This window comes from Enterococcus sp. AZ050 (assembly GCF_051715085.1).
Classification (GTDB): domain Bacteria; phylum Bacillota; class Bacilli; order Lactobacillales; family Enterococcaceae; genus Enterococcus; species Enterococcus faecalis.
The window spans coordinates 2834037-2850997 of the sequence record NZ_JBIOTC010000001.1 but is presented as its reverse complement, the minus strand read 5'-3'; the positions used below and the strand labels follow the sequence as shown (position 1 = coordinate 2850997).

The 16961-nt window shown below is 36.6% G+C and carries 18 protein-coding genes; 2 read left to right on the top strand and 16 right to left on the bottom strand.

The window, feature by feature from the left end; translation table 11 throughout:
* The first annotated feature begins 34 nt into the window (after positions 1-34).
* Positions 35-769: an oxygen-insensitive NADPH nitroreductase gene (gene nfsA / locus IGJ04_RS14080; RefSeq protein WP_002360554.1), complete on the top strand. Its 735-nt coding sequence runs from the start codon at positions 35-37 to the stop codon at positions 767-769.
* A gap of 57 nt (positions 770-826) precedes the next feature.
* Here the strand turns inward: nfsA and IGJ04_RS14075 are convergent, their stop codons facing one another.
* From IGJ04_RS14075 to IGJ04_RS14015, 13 genes are all read right to left on the bottom strand, one after another.
* Positions 827-1075 carry a YtxH domain-containing protein gene (locus IGJ04_RS14075; protein WP_002357962.1) on the bottom strand — a complete coding sequence of 83 codons (249 nt, stop codon included), beginning with the start codon at positions 1073-1075 and terminating at the stop codon, positions 827-829.
* 90 nt (positions 1076-1165) lie between these two features.
* Entirely contained in the window at positions 1166-2044 is an 879-nt protein-coding gene (gene scrK / locus IGJ04_RS14070) for a fructokinase ScrK (RefSeq protein WP_002361643.1), read from the bottom strand.
* Positions 2045-2269: 225 nt separating this feature from the next.
* Positions 2270-2482 (bottom strand): hypothetical protein, encoded by a 213-nt coding sequence (locus tag IGJ04_RS14065; RefSeq protein ID WP_002379337.1) that lies wholly within the window; start codon positions 2480-2482, stop codon positions 2270-2272.
* Complete coding sequence (locus IGJ04_RS14060) at positions 2475-3539, bottom strand: DUF916 and DUF3324 domain-containing protein (protein WP_002363734.1); 1065 nt, start codon at positions 3537-3539, stop codon at positions 2475-2477. Before IGJ04_RS14060 ends, IGJ04_RS14065 begins: the two co-directional genes overlap by 8 nt.
* A gap of 138 nt (positions 3540-3677) precedes the next feature.
* A complete protein-coding gene (gene tagD / locus IGJ04_RS14055) occupies positions 3678-4088 on the bottom strand; it encodes a glycerol-3-phosphate cytidylyltransferase (protein ID WP_002384695.1) in 411 nt (136 codons plus the stop codon).
* A gap of 53 nt (positions 4089-4141) precedes the next feature.
* Positions 4142-4735, bottom strand: coding sequence for a hypothetical protein (locus IGJ04_RS14050; RefSeq protein WP_002363732.1), 594 nt, complete (start codon positions 4733-4735; stop codon positions 4142-4144).
* A complete protein-coding gene (locus tag IGJ04_RS14045; RefSeq protein ID WP_002360559.1) occupies positions 4736-5482 on the bottom strand; it encodes a WecB/TagA/CpsF family glycosyltransferase in 747 nt (248 codons plus the stop codon). It abuts the gene before it with no gap.
* On the bottom strand, positions 5472-6584 hold the full coding sequence (gene tagB / locus IGJ04_RS14040) for a teichoic acid biosynthesis protein TagB (RefSeq protein ID WP_002363731.1): 1113 nt from the start codon (positions 6582-6584) through the stop codon (positions 5472-5474). Before tagB ends, IGJ04_RS14045 begins: the two co-directional genes overlap by 11 nt.
* A gap of 316 nt (positions 6585-6900) precedes the next feature.
* The gene (locus tag IGJ04_RS14035) at positions 6901-7170 is read right to left on the bottom strand and encodes a type B 50S ribosomal protein L31 (RefSeq protein WP_002357967.1); all 270 of its coding nucleotides are present in this window, start codon (positions 7168-7170) and stop codon (positions 6901-6903) included.
* Between the two features lie 99 nt (positions 7171-7269).
* Positions 7270-8562: a transcription termination factor Rho gene (gene rho / locus IGJ04_RS14030; RefSeq protein WP_002357968.1), complete on the bottom strand. Its 1293-nt coding sequence runs from the start codon at positions 8560-8562 to the stop codon at positions 7270-7272.
* A complete protein-coding gene (locus IGJ04_RS14025) occupies positions 8559-9851 on the bottom strand; it encodes a UDP-N-acetylglucosamine 1-carboxyvinyltransferase (protein ID WP_002357969.1) in 1293 nt (430 codons plus the stop codon). The genes rho and IGJ04_RS14025 overlap by 4 nt, the downstream gene beginning before the upstream one ends.
* Before the next feature lie 173 nt (positions 9852-10024).
* Complete coding sequence (locus IGJ04_RS14020) at positions 10025-10894, bottom strand: class II fructose-bisphosphate aldolase (protein ID WP_002357972.1); 870 nt, start codon at positions 10892-10894, stop codon at positions 10025-10027.
* Between the two features lie 202 nt (positions 10895-11096).
* Entirely contained in the window at positions 11097-12053 is a 957-nt protein-coding gene (locus tag IGJ04_RS14015) for a YitT family protein (RefSeq protein ID WP_002381974.1), read from the bottom strand.
* Between the two features lie 234 nt (positions 12054-12287).
* Here IGJ04_RS14015 and IGJ04_RS14010 point away from each other — a divergent pair, with 234 nt between their 5' ends.
* Entirely contained in the window at positions 12288-12782 is a 495-nt protein-coding gene (locus IGJ04_RS14010; RefSeq protein WP_002357974.1) for a YajQ family cyclic di-GMP-binding protein, read from the top strand.
* 16 nt (positions 12783-12798) lie between these two features.
* Here IGJ04_RS14010 and IGJ04_RS14005 read toward each other — a convergent pair whose 3' ends face one another.
* Genes IGJ04_RS14005 through IGJ04_RS13995 form a run of 3 tightly spaced genes read right to left on the bottom strand, consistent with a single transcriptional unit; the run spans position 12799 to position 16928 of the window.
* Positions 12799-13482, bottom strand: a complete 684-nt coding sequence (locus IGJ04_RS14005; protein ID WP_002380173.1) for an HD domain-containing protein — start codon at positions 13480-13482, stop codon at positions 12799-12801.
* A 21-nt stretch (positions 13483-13503) separates the two neighbouring features.
* Entirely contained in the window at positions 13504-14469 is a 966-nt protein-coding gene (locus IGJ04_RS14000; protein ID WP_438840304.1) for an asparaginase, read from the bottom strand.
* Positions 14466-16928 (bottom strand): ATP-dependent DNA helicase, encoded by a 2463-nt coding sequence (locus IGJ04_RS13995; RefSeq protein WP_438840303.1) that lies wholly within the window; start codon positions 16926-16928, stop codon positions 14466-14468. Before IGJ04_RS13995 ends, IGJ04_RS14000 begins: the two co-directional genes overlap by 4 nt.
* Positions 16929-16961 lie beyond the last annotated feature (33 nt).

Here is a 16961-nt window from a genome sequence, read left to right as displayed (position 1 = left end):
CTGTTCTCTTTCTTAATTTAAACGGAGGTTTTTTATGAATCAAACAATCGAACAATTACTAAGTCACCGTTCCGTTCGTCATTTTAAAAAGCAAGCGTTAACGGACAAGCAGAAACAACAGTTAATTACTGCAGCTCAAGCAGGATCAAGCTCCAATTTTTTACAAGCTTATACAATTATAGAAATCAAAGATCCTGAGCTACGCAGAGAATTGGGACGTTTAGCGAATTGTGAAGACTATGTCGTTAACACTGGTGTGTTCTATGTTTTTGTTGCTGATTTGTATCGTCATGCAACGATTTTGTCAAAAGAGGGGCAATCATTGGAACCCTTAAAGACACCAGAATCATTATTAGTAGCTGCCGTTGATACAACGATTGCTGCGCAAAACATGGCCATTGCGGCTGAATCTATGGATTTAGGGATTTGTTATATTGGCGGCATTCGAAATGACTTAGACACAGTAGCCAAACGCTTATCTTTGCCTGAATTAACTGTACCACTTTTCGGATTAACAATCGGTGTACCAGAAACGTTAAATGGTGTAAAACCACGGATGCCTTTTGAAAATATTTTAAGTGAAAATCACTACCAATCAGACAAATTGACAGATATGCACACATATGATGAATTATTAAAAGATTATTATGCCAGCCGCTCAAGTAACGCCCAAACAGCGGATTGGTCACAGAAATCTTTGTCCTATTTTTCTTATAATCGTCGCCCAGAAGTAAAAATTTTCTTGCAAAAACAAGGATTTGATGTCTAAACAAAAGAGCGTGGGCTTACGTTATTTCAACGTAAGCCCACGCTCTTTTGTTAATTTTTATTTATCTTTACTAAATTTGTCTTTTAAGTCTTCAAAGCCTTCTTTAACTTTATCAGTTAATTTTTCAGCGCCTTCTTTAAGGTCGTCGCCGGCATCACGTGCTTTGTCTTTTACGTCAGCAAAGGTTGATTGAGCTTTTCCTTCAAGTTCTTTGCCTTTATCATCCGTAACTTTGCCTTGCGCTTCTTTTGCAGTACCTTCTACTTTATCTTTTGCATCGTCAAAACGTCCTTTTAAATCTGCCATGCTAATCCCTCCTAAATAATTAATTACATAATAAGAGTATCATTCTTAGCCATTTCCTTCAAATATAATGCATGAACTACGAATAAATGGTTATTTTTGAGCCATTAAAGCTTTTTTTGCCAAGGCAAAGCAACCGATTGTTCCTGGATTATCTTCTAAAAGAGGCGTCACCAAGTATTTTTCTAAAGGCGGTGTTTCCACGTATCCATTGACTAATTCAGCAAATTTTTCACGAACTTTCGGCATCAAATGACGTTGTTTCATGACGCCGCCACCTAAAATGATCACTTCTGGCGCTAATAATAAAGTCGTATTGTACGCCGCTTGCGCTAAATAATAAGCTTCTAATTCCCAAGTTTTATGATCCTCTTCCAATAAATGTCCTTTTTTACCAGAACGACCTTCAACTGCTGGTCCTGCTGCAATCCCTTCTAAACAATCTCCATGATAAGGACAATTTCCTGCATACGTATCTTCAGGATGACGACGAACTAACGCATGCCCCATTTCTGGGTGGCTAAAGCCTTCAATAAACTCACCGTTTTGAATCGCTCCAGCGCCAACACCAGTTCCAATTGTATAATATACACAACTAGATGTATGTTGCCCATTTCCAGCAACATACTCACCATATGCCGCAGCATTCACATCCGTTGTCCAAGCCATTGGCACATCAAAATGTTGTTTCATAGTTCCTAACAAGTCAAAGTTACGCCAAGCTAATTTTGGTGTAGAAGTGATATAACCATACGTAGGAGAATCAACGTGAATATCAATCGGACCAAATGAACCAATCCCAATCGCTTTTAAAGGATATTGTTGGAAAAATTCTATTACTTTTTTCATTGTTTCTTCTGGGGTTGTTGTGGGAAAACTGACACGTTCTACGATGGTCAAATCATCTGTCCCAACGCCACATACAAATTTTGTGCCACCGGCTTCGATACTTCCTAAAAGTTTTTCTGTCATTGCAATATGCTCCTTCGTTTCCATTTTATAAGTAAGCGGATACATTACTTTTGATTAAATAACTAACATACACGTTTAGTTTACCACTTTTTTGTCGTTTCGACAGAACAATTTAACAATTTCAGTCAGGTTGCCCAATGAAATCTGGCAAGTTGCTAAAGAGCATTTTCCTAAAACAAAAAAACGAGCATTCACGGTTATCTAACAATGAATGCTCGTTTTTGTTTATTGATTCTTTAGCGAAAAATATAACAATAGTCCGATTGCAATCCAGCCACCACTAAGTAAAAGCATTAACCAACTTAAAAGCGTTTCTTTTAGAATACTTCTGGGCTCTTTTGCATGCTGAATAAAACTCATACTAGTCACCAAAGAAAAGAGGAAAAACATAAAACAAATGACCGCTAAACCGCCAGACAACCAAAACCAACTAGCCATTATTCTCACTCTCCTTTTCGCTTGTTTTTTGATAATTATTGCGCCAAATGACACTATAAATTGCCCCAATTGTGATTACTAACAACGTGTAGAAAGTCGGTAACCACCATGTGGGTAGGACCCATTTGACCGTAGCTTCTTGATTCAATTTTTTTGCTTCACGAGTGTTAATCGTAAATTCTTGTTGAAAAGGCCAAGACTGTTGTTCATCTTGTTGTAAAATAGCACGTCCTGTAAATATATAAGTCCCAGCATCTAGCGGTTGTTTACCCAAATCAAGATGAAAATTCATGGAACTATTTGGGGCAAAGCGAACATTTTTTAGTGTCCGTTGTGCAATTTTTTTAGAGGATCCTTTTTTTATCACTTGACCTTCTAAACGAACTTCTGGAAAAATAGCAGCATATGGATTTTGAATGACCGCCTTTAGCGATTTGGCTCCTAAAGCAATTGTAGGTGTTACTTTCGCTAATTTCAGTTGGTTCACCTCTGTTAAAGGAACATTCGCAGCACTCCTCATGGCAATCGCAACATTAAACCCGTAGCGACTGGTTAATCCCGTTGTTTGGTTCTCTTCCTCTGTTTTTTCATCTTTGAGATGCGCATAAACCCCGCCCAAAACAACTCCTTTGATAGGCTGATCAAGTCCCTTCACCTTCATCTTTGCTGATACTGTTTGATGAGGCGGCACACTCACTTCCTCATTTTCTAAAGTAACCAAGTCTGTCAGCGGAACCTTTAACGATGAATCAAGTGGTTTATCAAAATCATTGTACACAATCAAACCATTATCATTTGTTGATGCATTTGCTAGAGTCAATACGATGGACAATTTTTCGTCTGTCTTATTTTTTATGTCTAAGACAATAGTGGAAGATTGCTTTGGTGCCAGAATTAAATCATAATAACTAGATGTTCCTGACACTTGATTTTCTGGTAAAACAGGCGTTACTGTAAATTTAGTCTTCATTTCTTCTGTAGCTTCTACTTTTGGAACAATAATAAAAAATGTGAAAAACAGAAATAGACAGAAAACACCAACTTTTTTTCTACTCATTTCTTCAAGATCTCCTTTATAAAGCTGAATGTACCTACTAGTCTAACAAATCAGCGAAACAATGCTGATCAATCTTTGACTTTTGGGAAGGATAATCTTGAAAAAAGTCTCCTTGAAAAATACCAAGGAGACTTTTTATTATTCACTATAATATAATTCTTTTTTTATCTGTGTGGTTGATACTTCTGGCGTTCGTGGCAAATAAAGAACCTTTGCGGTTGTTTCAACTTCTAGAAAATCAAAAGCCCCTTGCCAATCATCGCCCATGACTAAAGTATCAATTTTAAATTCAGCAATATCGGAAACTTTTTGTTTCCAACTAGTTTCAGGAATAACTAAATCAACATAACGAATTGCCTCTAATAATTGTTTACGTTTTTCATATGAAAAATAACTTTGTTTCTTTTTTTCTAAATTAAAAGCATCTGTTGAAAGTCCAACAATCAGGTAGTCCCCTTGTTGTTTCGCTTTTTTCAACAAATTAATATGACCATAGTGTAGGAGGTCAAATGTGCCGTAAGTAAGTATTTTTTTCATAAAAACCTCCATTTGTACTTTGATATTTCTTCGTTAATTATCAATTTTTATGAATAGAAAAAAGGCTACTCTTGATTGACTTTGATGGTTTTTCGATCAAATTTTTTATTTTCTGTAGCAGTATAAATTAGTAATAACTTACTCAGAGATTTTATAGAGAAAGACGTTGTTGTAGCTTTTTTTAATTGCTTTAACTGCTTTTGCAATTTTAACGGATTTTTATCTTTTAATAATTTAATTTTCGTTAAACGAAAAATGTGTTCCTGATGCTCAAATGAACGTTCAGCATCTGAATGACTAAAACGAAGATATTCTGAAAGCACCTCTTGATTTACAGCAACTTTTCCTTTTGGTAAAAACCATTCTTTGCCATTTTGATCTATTAGATGCCGCTCACTTTGATTTGAAATAACAATTTCTTTATCGTCTTCAAAAAGATACGAAAAAAGCATTGCTTTTTTTATAATTATGTACTCAGTTACTTCATATGAAGACAATTTTCTTAATTCTTCTATCAAACTATTCCATTGATTATTTTGAACAAATTTACTTAGTTTGTGAATAGGTGGTACTCGTAAAATGAACTTCTCATCTTTCTCTATTTTCACGATATAAAAAGTTGTGTCTAAGTCATTTTCCCAAATAAACAAAATAATCATTTACTGCCCCCTAGACTTGTTGTTCCGATACTTAATAGTCAAATAAATATATTTAGGAATTTGCATTAACCGATCGTATCTCTTCATTGTCAAACAACGATATAACCATTCCAAATTGTGATTTATATAAAATTCTGGCGCTCTTTTTACTGATCCAGCTAATACGTCAAAAGTACCGCCTACGTCTAAAAATACATTAGCTGTCAGGTGATCAATTGTTTGTTCCAAAAAAATCTCTTGTTTCGGTGAACCTAATGCTACAAAGACAAACCTTGGTTCAGCTTTGTTAATTTGTTCCACAATTTCTTGCTGTTTTTTCTTTGTATAGCCATGTAAAATACCGCTAATAACAATCCCTGGATATTGTCGTTGAATATTTTTAGCTGCTGCTTCAACTACTTCTTGCTTTGCACCATACAAGAAGATTCGTTCCTTATGTTGATTTGCATACTCTAAAAAATTATCCATGACATCAATTCCTGTAACTCTTTCACGAATAGACCCACCCATTAGCTTCGATGCCTTGACCACACCTATCCCATCTGCAATCCGATGAGTTGCTCTTTTCAAATATAACTTAACTTCTGGATGTTCAAATGCTAACAATGAAATCTGCGGATTAACGCTAGTTACAATCATTTTCTCTTTAGCTTTGAGATAACTTTCTAAGTCATCCATAATTTCTTGATGTGTTAATACGTCAACTGGTAATCCCCCAATATATTCAGTGCGTACCTTACTTTTCACAAAATCCCCCCAAGATTCTCTCTACCAACTCTACTATTTTATTAATGGTCTCTTTTGACTGATATTGATTCCATTCTTCGTTAATTCTAGTAATATTATCTTTATAACTATTTATTGAAAAATTTGACAATGCCACAATCAACTGTTTTTCATTTTCAACTAACGGTCCTGGTAAATATTCAAAAAAATCAGGCTCAATTCCAGGATTTAATGCGTATTTTTCTAAATCTGGACAAAAAAATAAAATGTTCGGTTGCTCTTTAACATGCATGTATTCAAAGACCACACTCGAATAATCAGTAATCAAGTAGCCTATTTCACTAAAGCTTTCAAAAATATGCTTTTCCCAAATAGAAACATTTCTCGGTAGTTCAATGGCATCTAACTGGATTGATGGATGTAATTTCATATAAAAATGAAAATTTGGCATAGCAGAAAAAGCCTTTATTGCTTGATTTATCACAAGCATCATTTCATTCATTCCCTCTCGGTAAGTTGGTGCATATAAAACTTTATTATTCTGATTTGTTTCTCCTACCTCTAATTTTTCAAGATAAGCAAGACGCGGCGAACCAAAATGACAAAATTGAGCATTCTCGAGACGATAATTGTTTCTAAAAATTGCTTCCATTTTTAGTGAATTAACGATAAAATAATTCATTTTATCGTAAACTTTTTGAAACCTGATTTGATCCTTGCTACTTCTATGTTTCGTGTGATAAGCACCCCAGCCAAACTGTTTTAAAGCCCCATTAGCATGCCATAATTGGATAACTACTTGCTTTTTTTTTAAAATTGCCAATTCTGGAAAATAATTATCTACAAAAATTAACGGCGCTGACTTCAAGTATGAAATCGCCGTTGTAATCAACAAAGTTTTCTTATCAAAAAGTATCGTCTTTATGCCTTTTTGATTTAAGGATGCTGCGTATGATTGACAATTTTTTGTATAAAGTACTATTATCATTCCGTGATAGTGTTGTTCTAATTGTTCAATTAAATGTCCATCATTTCTTGGGAAACTCATTATGTACACAATTTTTACTTTTTTATGCTTGTACGGTCTCCATCTTAATACTGTTAAGTACAATTGTTTTAGCACTTTTATATCCTTTCACAAACAATAGTTTTCTTATAAAAAAGATATGATCAAAGTCTTTAAAAAGAAAAAGCTTACATATAAACTCATTAAAACAAATTATACCTTAAAGATTCTAAAAAGACAATTGCACTTTACAATATGTATACTATCCAAATAATTTAAATTATACGGTATACGGACTAGCTATACTTTCAGTTAAATAAAATAATATTTAAATAATTTCTCTGAATTTAAAACTGCCTATCCAACAAAAAAAGAGGTTTCCCACCACAGTGGAAAACCTCTATAAACCTTGTCATAACAATGTTTTGAAAGACTATGCGTCTGGATTTGCGTTTTCGTCTTTGAGACCGTATTTTTTGTTGAAACGGTCCACACGTCCGTCGGCTTGTGTGAATTTTTGACGACCAGTGTAGAATGGGTGTGAGTCTGAAGTAACCTCAACACGTAATAATGGATAAGTGTTGCCATCTTCCCATTCAACAGTTTCTGAAGATCCTTTAGTTGAACCTGAAAGGAATTTGAAACCTGTTGTTGAATCCATGAATACTACTGGTTGGTAATTTGGATGGATATCTTGTTTCATACGTTTTTTCGCTCCTTTGCCCTGATCCATTTGCTGTATCAGAGTTATTTTGTCGGTATACAACAATGCTATCTTACCATGTTTTCAGTTGGTATGCAATTATCTTTTTGGATTTCTTTTAATTTGTTTGCCAAACGAAACATCATGGAAAACTTCAAATAATTGTTGATTATTTTGGGTCCGTTTCAACATTTTTATGAATTGATCCGTATATTCCAGCGAGTCTCCTGACATATTATTTCTCAATTTCCACGTTTCTTCTAGTTGTTCTGGTGTCATTAGCAACTCTTCTTTTCGTGTACTTGATTTTTTAATATCAATTGCTGGGAAAATACGGCGTTCTGCTAATTCACGAGATAAATGGAGCTCCATGTTGCCTGTACCTTTGAATTCTTCATAGATGACATCATCCATTCGGCTACCTGTATCCACCAATGCCGTGGCTAAAATAGTCAGACTGCCCCCTTCTTCGATATTTCTGGCAGCACCAAAAAATCGTTTAGGTTTGAAAAACGCAGCTGGATCTATTCCGCCACTTAAGGTTCGACCACTAGGCGGGACCACTAAATTATAGGCCCTTGCTAAACGAGTGATGCTGTCCATTAAAATAACTACGTCCCGTTTGTCTTCAACTAAGCGCATTGCTCGATCCAGAACCAATTCAGCAACTCGCGTATGATTTTGTGGTTGTTGATCAAAAGTTGAAGAAACCACATCGCCTTTAACGCTTCGCTCTAAATCAGTCACTTCTTCAGGGCGCTCGTCAATTAACAACAGAATCAATTCCACATCAGGATGATTTTCTGTAATCCCATTAGCAATTTCCTTTAAAACACTTGTTTTTCCCGCTTTTGGCGGCGCTACAATTAAACCACGTTGCCCAAAACCAATTGGGGCAAATACATCAATCATTCGTGTTGATAATCTGCCAGCCGTTGTTTCTAACGTTAATTGTTTTTCAGGATACAACGGTGTTAGCGCTGGAAAATGTGGCCGCTCTTTCGCTTCTTCAGGATCTTTCCCATTGACACTTTCAACATGCATGAGTCCATAGTAACGTTCTGATTCCTTTGGCGGACGCGCCTTGCCAGCTACTTTGTCCCCATTTCTCAATCCGAAACGACGAATTTGAGAAGAAGAAATATAAATGTCTTCTGCACTTGGTCCATAATTAATTGGTCGCAAAAAGCCATAACCATCCTGAGAAACAATATCTAAAATTCCTTCCATGAAGAAAAACCCTTGCTTCTCAGCTTGTGCACGAATCACAGCTAAAGACAATTCTTTTTTGTTCATTTGGCTATAATAAGGAATTTTAAACTCTTTCGCGTATGCATAAATATCTTTTAACGTACTGTTTTCCAATTCAGCCATTGTTAAATAGTCGCTCATTGATCCACCTCAAACGGACCTTCTTGTTCTTCGGTTTCTAGCATTTGAATATCAGCGCCTAAAGCAGTTAACTTTTCGATAATGTGGTCGTACCCACGTAAAATATATTCTACATTATAAATAGTGGTCGTACCTTCAGCCATCAAGCCGGCAGTGACTAGGCAAGCGCCTGCCCGTAAATCAGAGGCGACTACTTCTGCACCGTGCAATTGATTTGGGCCATTTAAGATAATCATATTGCCTTCAACCGAAGCATCAGCCCCCATCCGCACCAACTCAGGGATATGCTTATTTCGTTGAGCATAAATCGTATCAATAATTTCACCAGTTCCTTGTGCTTTTAAAAGTAATGGCGTTAACGGTTGTTGCAAGTCTGTGGCAAAACCAGGATACGGATAGGTTTTCACCGTCGTCATTTTCAGATCATGTGATGGATGAACTTCAATCATGTCTTCTTCAATTGTCATCTTAACGCCCATTTCTTGCAATTTCGCAATGAAGCTTTCTAAATGCTCATAAATAACATTTCGAACCTTGATTCCTTCACCCATAGCTGCTGCCATAGCTAAATAAGTCCCAGCTTCAATTCGATCTGGAATAATCGAGTGACGACAGCCATGTAATTCTTCGACTCCTTCAATCCGAATAACATCCGTTCCAGCTCCTCGAACTTTTGCACCCATGTTATTTAATAATGTAGCAATATCAATAATTTCTGGCTCACGCGCAGCATTTTCAATAATCGTTTTGCCTTTGGCTTTAACTGCGGCTAACATGACATTGATTGTAGCGCCAATAGATACCATATCCATAAAAATTCGGGTTCCTTGTAAGCCAGCTTCGTCTGTTCTCAAGTACATCGCCCCATGTTCGTTGGTTACATGAGCGCCTAATGCTTCAAATCCTTTGATATGTAAATCAATTGGACGAGGGCCTAAGTAACAACCGCCAGGTAAGCCGACAACGCCTTCCCCAAATCGACCAAGAAGTGAGCCCATAAAATAATAGGATGCACGTAAGCTATTGATTTTTCCTTTTGGCATTGGCACAGAAACAACTTCTGTTGGGTCAATAATTAATGTATTATTTTCAAAAGTAATTTTAGCACCCATAATTTCTAAAATTTCAATTAATGAGTGAACATCCTGAATGTCAGGAACGCCATCTAAAGTCACGGGCGAATCTGCTAAAATAGCAGCTGGAATTAAAGCGACCACACTATTTTTGGCGCCGCTAATGGTTACTTCGCCTTTTAATGGACGATTCCCATTGATTACGATTTTTTTCATTTATATTCTCACCTATCTGTAATATACGTTTTCTAAATAAACTACCCAATCATTCTATCATAATCAAGCTTAAGAAAAAAGAAAACTTCTCAGGTATTTTAATAGAATGAAAAAATAACAAAAAATAAAAAAGACAGCCACGTGCTGTGGCTGTCTTTAACGTAACTAGTTGATTAAGCTTTGTTAGCTGAACCGAACCAATCAATGTGTTCTTCTGCATCTTTGATGATTGCAGCTTTACCTGGTGCTAATAATTTACGAGGGTCAAATCCTTTACCTTCTAAATCTTTACCAGCTTCAATATATTCGCGCGTTGCTTTAGCGAATGATAATTGGAATTCTGTATTTACGTTAACTTTTGAGATACCCATTGAAATTGCTTTTTCAATTTGTTCTTGAGGAATACCAGAACCTCCGTGTAATACTAGAGGTACATCAGAACCGACAGCTTCAGCAATCGCTTGTAAGTGATCAAATGCTAAACCTTTCCAGTTTTCTGGATATTGACCATGGATGTTACCGATACCACATGCTAAGTAGTCAATACCTGTAGCAACCATTTGTTTACATTCTTCGATATCAGCTAATTCGCCAGTACCGATGATTCCGTCTTCTTCACCACCGATTGAACCAACTTCACATTCGACAGAAATACCTTTAGCGTGCGCTTTTTCAACTACATCTTTCGCTAATTTTAAGTTTTCTTCGAATGGTAAGTGAGAACCATCAAACATGATTGAAGTATAGCCAACTTCGATACATTCTAAAGCAGCTTCGTAGTCACCGTGGTCTAAGTGAATTGCTACTGGAACTGTGATATTCATTGAGTCTACTAAATTAGTAATCATGTCTTTAGCTACTTTGTAGCCGCCCATGTATTTAGCAGCGCCCATTGATGTTTGGATTAGAACTGGTGCTTTTTTAGCTTCTGCTGCTTCTAAAATCGCTTGTGTCCATTCTAAGTTATTTGTGTTATAGCCACCTACTGCATACCCGCCTTTACGTGCTGCTTTTAAGAATTCTGCTCCTGATACTACTGGCATAAAAAATTCCTCCTAAGTTTTTAAAAACTTTATTTGTTAGGTGTTCCCTAACCAACGGTTCTATTTTAGCAGAATTCCTGACACTTTTCTAGTAAAATTCCCTTTTTCAGAAAATTTTTGTCTATTCTTTCACATAACCTTCATTTTTATAAAAAAACCTCCAGTTTTCCCGTTAAGACTTTGGGACCTGAAGGCCGACTTGCTATTTTAATTTTTTCTTTGGTGGATAACGTTTCACCTTGTAGGATTGAAGCTCAGGAAATGTTCCTGTACTATGAAAAATCCGTTGTTCATCTTCATTGGCAAAACGCCCTAAAACCGATTGTGTTGGTAAAATATTTACAAAGGCATTCTCATCGATACTGTAAACTGCTTGTTCTAAATCATAGAGCTCGTAGCGAGTAATGACCATCATAATCATCCGACCTTCTGCACCTGAATAGCCGCCGATTGAAGGCAACAAGGTCATGCCACGAGCGATTTGTTGAGAAACTTCTAAGGCAACGGCTTCTGGTCTCGTGGTGACAATCATTGCTGTGACTTTTTGGTGACTGGTATGAATCATGTCGACCACCTGACTCAAACAGTAAATAGAAATAATAGTATACAACGCACTTTCCCAGTTAAATACAAAACCAGCCAACAGCACAATAATACCATTTAATAAGAACATAAAATTACCAACTGTTTTCCCTGTTGTTTTTGAAAGAATCAGTGAAATAATGTCCATGCCGCCAGTGTTAAAGCCCATTTTCAATGAAAGCCCTGCGCCAACGCCGACTAAGACACCACCCATAATTGCGTTCATCAAAGGATTCGTTGTGACTGTTACGATTGGCACAAACATAGTGACAACGGAAATACCAATAACATTGATGAAACTAAGAATCGTTGATTGTTTCCCTAATTTTACAAACCCTAGAATGAAGACGGGAATGTTTAAAAATAAAATGAAAATCCCTGTATTAATATGGATTCCTAAATTTGTATATAATAATGTAGCAATGATTTGCGCAATTCCGTTCATCCCTGCCGAAAAAACTTTTGCCGGAATCAAAAAGAAATTCAAACCGACCGCAGAAGTCAAAGCGGTTATCGCCATCACTGCTATTTTTTTTATCGATTCATTCCTTTGGTAAGTACTAACCAATCGACTCATTTTTCTTCGCTCCTTCGCTATTCTTCTGACTTAGAATAACAGGTTCTATCCTAAAAGAAAAGGGGCTAAAAGCGAACATTGAAAAAAATTTTTTTGCAACGTTTCCATGAAAGAATGCGGGAAGATATCCCTAAAAATTGATCTTCTTATTTCTCTATTCAAAATGATTCTAGCCTAACCTTTTTTACTATTTCATGATATGATGAAGCAAAGAATATTTTAGGAGGTTTTTACATGGCTGCAAAAGAAGCAAGTTTTGATGTAGTTTCAGAGGTCAATATGGAGGAAGTCAAAAACGCAATTCAAATTGCCTTGAAAGAATTGAAAAATCGTTTTGACTTTAAAGGGTCAATTGCTGATATTAAATTGGAAAACGATAAATTAGTAGTCGTAGCTGAAGATGATTATAAAGTCGAGCAAGTGAAGGATATTTTATTTGGAAAATTAGTCAAACGCAATGTTCCGATTAAAAATATTCATTTTTCAGAAAGTGAAAAAGCCTTAGGCGGTACTGCTCGCCAATATGGTGATTTAATCAGTGGTATTGATAAAGAAAATGCAAAAAAAATCAACACAGCTATCAAAAACTCTGGGATTAAAGTTAAGTCACAAATCCAAGAAGACAAAATTCGGGTAACTGGAAAAAGTCGGGATGATTTACAAAAAGTCATGGCTCTTTTACGAGAATTAGATTTACCAATGGCTCTTGAGTTTAATAATTATCGCTAAAAAAATCCTTCAACTGTTAATGAACAGTTGAAGGATTTTTTTGTTTTGGTACCGGCCATTCTTGATTATTCAATAAAACGATTGGTCGGCGTTGGATTTTTCCTGAAAAAGCGGCAATTGCTTTGAAAACCTTTGGCATAAAATAAAACGCATTTAATTCTTCTAAATCCAGTTCTTCTTCTGCCGTAAACGAGACACAAACCTCTTGTTCTGAAAGCATAATTTCAATTTTCTTTAAAAATTGAAATTGCCGCATTCCTGGCACGAAATAACCAGCCTTTGCAACACGAGAGGTTGTAATATCTAATTTATCACTAATGATTAGCGCTAGTGTCATTAACTCTTCCGAATCAAAGCCGTTACTATGATTTTCTATAGAAGATAAAATTTCTTCTTGATAAGGCAAACAAATCTTTTGCTTACGAAAATATGCTTCTGCAAATTGTTTCCCACGAAGTGCATGTCCTGCTTTTCCTTGTAGCGCACCCACATCATGGAGCAGTGCCGCAATTTTTGCCGCCTCTAAATACTCCTCTGAAACAGCAAGTTGTTTCAAAATCATTTCCGTCATGGCTACGACATTGGTTACATGAAACCAATTATGGTATGCCCACCCAGCTTCTTCATCTTCCATTTGACCAATTGCATCATAAATTTGTCGAATTTCAGTATCTTGATGAATGCGTTCAAACAGCTTCATTTATTTTCTCCTTAAAATTAGTTACTGTTCCAAAAATTCTTTTAACTCTGCAGGATTTTTTTCGCTGTTTAAACCAACAATTAAACGAATCCGCGCTTTCGGTCCGTTTAAACCACGGGCAAAAACGACCCCCATTTTTTTCAAGCCAACGCCACCACCAGCATAATCATAGATATCTTCAGCAATGCCATTGGAACAACGAGAAACTAAAATGACTGGAATCCCGTTGTCTAGCATTTTTTGTAATGCTGGGAGCGTTTCTGGCGGTAAATTACCCGCGCCTAGCGCTTCAATTACTAACCCATCCGTTTCTGGGGTGTTTAATAATTCAAACATCCGTTCACCCATCCCCGCATAGGCCTTCACTACGTGAACATTTCCTTTCACAGAAGAAACATCGCAAACTTCTTGCGGTAAGACCTCTTTCGCAAAAAAAGCACGTTCTTTCGCAATGGTTCCTATTGGTCCAAAAGTTGGCGTCCGAAACGTCGCTACGTTCGTTGTATGTGTTTTTGTCACATAACGCGCCGTATGAATTTCATCATTCATCACGACTAAAACACCTTTATCGTACGATTCGTCTGAACAAGCAGTCCAAATAGCACTGATGAAATTATACAAGCCATCACTACCGATTTCGTTACTTGACCGCATTGCTCCTGTTAAAACAATGGGGATTTTTTTCTCTAAGGTTATATCTAAAAAATAAGCAGTTTCTTCTAATGTATCTGTTCCATGCGTAATAACCACGCCATCAATTGGTTCAGAATAAGCTTTTTGAATCCGTTCTTTTAATTGAAACATCCGTTCTAAGGTCATGTGTGGTGAGGGAATATTAAAAATATCTTCAACAACTAAATGAACCTTGCCAGAAAATAATGCTTCTTGTTCCATCAACGGATTTTTTTCATTCGGGGCAACACTTCCTCCTGCTACTTTCGACATGGAAATGGTCCCACCTGTATGAAGGACTAAAATGGTCTTCATTTGTTTCCTCCTTTGTTTTCTTTATTTTTTAACCAAAATTGTTTCACTTGTTGAATGAGTTGTTCATTGGTGTTTGCCTTTCGATGCGCCAACCAATGCGGCGGAAAGAAACGCTGGACACTTGGTAATTCAAATCGTTCGTCTAATAACAACACAAAGCCTTTATCTTGCGCATCTCGAATGACACGTCCAGCCGCTTGCAAGACTTTATTCATGCCAGGAATTTGATACGCAAATTGAAACCCTTGCCCTCGCTCTTCTTGATAAAAAGTGCGAATCAGTTCTTGCTCTGGGTTCATTTGTGGTAGCCCGACACTAACAATTATCGTACCAATCAATCGGGTACCTTTCAAGTCAATTCCTTCTGAAAATATACCACCTAAAACACAAAAACCGATGAAAGTTTCTTGAGGATTCTCTTTAAATTCAGCTAAAAATGCTTCTCGCTCTTTTTCGTTTAAGTCCGTTCCCTGAATTTGAGTTTTTACTTGCGGGTAACGTTGGCTAAATACTTGATAGACATCATCCATATAGGCGTAGGAAGGAAAGAAAATTAAATAATTACCTGTTTTTGTTTCACTTAACTTCCCTAAAAGTTCACTAATCTGTGGATAACTTTTTTCACGGTTTTTATAGGTTGTTTGAAGATGACTACCAATCATCAACAATTGATTTTCTTCCGGAAAAGGATACGGAATCCGATAACGTAGGCTTTCTTCACCTCCACCAAGCACTTCTTGATAATAATTCAGAGGTGTTAAACTTGCCGAAAATAAGATACTCGCTTTCCCTTTATCTAATCGTTGTGACAATAAATAAGCCGGATCGACACAAAATTGTTTCACAACGCAGTCATAGTTTCGCAAAGAAATAGACGTATAAAAGCCGTTGTCGTAATACTCGCTGATTCGAAGATAACTTAAACAATCAAAATAAAAACTGAGAATCGACGCCAATTCCTCAATGTGTTGATTTTCTGGCAACCATTCTGCAATTACTTCTGTTAATCGATGTATCTGTTTAACTAATGAATCAATTGGCGCGCGTTGGGCAAAAAAATCCGTGTCTTTTTCTTCACAGATTGCTTCAATATCATCAAACGTAGTTAAGACTTTTTGACAAGCTCTTTTCAATTGAACAGATTCTTTTTGCAATCTTTTTTGAATTTGCAAAACCGCATTCCTAGAAATAGCGGCCGAATACATCTCCCGTGAACGATTAACCAAATTATGGGTTTCATCCACTAAAAAAATATTCTCTTCTGCACTTTGGGGTTCTTCAAAGAAGCGCCGTAAATAAACCGTTGGATCAAATAGATAATTGTAATCGCCAATAATTAAATCACACCAAAGACTTGCATCTAGCGACAACTCGAATGGACACAATTGGTGCTTTTGTGCATACCGTTCAATAACCTCTCTCGTTAAATGATTTTCATGTTGCAATAAATCCCACAGTCCCTCATTTAAACGATCATAATAGCCATCAGCAAACGGGCAATGTTCTGGTGTACAATTTCGTTCAGTTAAAAAACAAATTTTATCTTTTGCTGTTAACGTAATACTCTTAGTTTGCGCTTGTTTTTCGGACAGCGCTTTGACGGCATCTTCAGCCACTTGCCGCGTGATGGTCTTAGCTGTTAAATAAAAAATCCGTTCACCTTCTTCTTCACCAATTGCTTTCATTGCTGGAAAAAGAGTGGACATTGTCTTGCCTGTTCCAGTTGGTGCTTCCACGAAGAGCCGCTGTTTACTAAGAATTGTTTTATAGACGGCTACCGCCAATTCTCGTTGCCCTTTGCGATACTCCCCGTAAGGAAAACTAAGATTTTTTAATGATTTATTTCTCAAAATACGCCACTCTTCTTTAAAAATTACCCACTGTTCATAGCGCTTCATCAAATCAGTAAAAAACTCCGCTAATGCAGCTTCTGTAAAATGGCGTTCTTGTCGTGTGATTTGTTTTGTGGTGGTCTGATAATAAGTGAGTTGAAGCGTTATTTCAGAAAGTTGTTCTTGTTGGCAATACATGTGACCATAACACATCGCTTGATACCAAAACAATTCGACCTTTTCTGGCGGCAATTCTTCAAACGCTGGTTCGGATGTTTTAATTTCATCAATGACCACTTGCCCAGTTTCTTTCACAAAAATGCCGTCTGCACGACCTTCTACACAATAATTATGGCCATTTAAAGGCACCTCAATTTTAAAAGATACTTCCTTTTGATAAAGGCTCCCCGCTTCCTTTTGCAACATTCGATGAAGGCGACTACCTTCTTGTGGTGTATGTTCACTCACATGGCGAGAATCGATACTTCCCCGCCTTAAAATAAATTCGACCACTTGACGCACCGCAATTTTTCTCGTTGATTTCACGTAATCCCACCTATCTGCCTCCCTATTATAGAACATACATTCGCTAAACAAAAGCAAAAAATCCAAAACGAACACAATCATGCGTTCATTCTGGATTTCTCTTTAGATTATCAA